A 453-nucleotide genomic window follows, 5' to 3' on the forward strand; every position below is an offset into this window, starting at 1 on the left:
GCCATGCCGTCAGCGCTGCCAGGAGCATGGCAACAGGGAATCCGACGCCCAACGCAACTGCGGCGCGCCGCCCAAGCCTCCACTGCTTCGTGGCAAGCGAGACGGCGAGGGCTGCCAACGGTCCGAACTCAGGCCCGACCGCCATGGCGCCAACAATCGCAATGGGTGAATCGGTCACGATGCCAATCCCGGCGAGCTGGGTTGCCAGCACCAGGAAAGCGAGGAAGTTCCACGTCAGCCGGGAATCCTCACCCGTTTGCAGTGTCACGTCGTCCCAGATCACTGCGTCCGCGCCGTCCCCGGGGGCGGCACGCTCGGCCCGGTCGGCGTTTTTGGACAGGACGAATTCCGGCGCGGTCATGGCAATGGATCCCACGTCCCGAACCTTCAGGATTTCCAGCTTCTCGAGCAGTTCCTCCACTGACTCCCGGGCGATCAGGACCTCTATGACAT

Annotated in this window: 1 protein-coding gene; it reads right to left on the minus strand. The window is 64.5% G+C overall.

The annotated features are described in order from the left end of the window. The coding region (locus GVN67_RS29230) for a DUF389 domain-containing protein (RefSeq protein WP_160000790.1) at positions 1-453 on the minus strand (453 nt) is incomplete at both ends.

Source organism: Roseomonas sp. 18066, assembly GCF_902706185.1.
Taxonomy (GTDB): domain Bacteria; phylum Pseudomonadota; class Alphaproteobacteria; order Acetobacterales; family Acetobacteraceae; genus Pseudoroseomonas.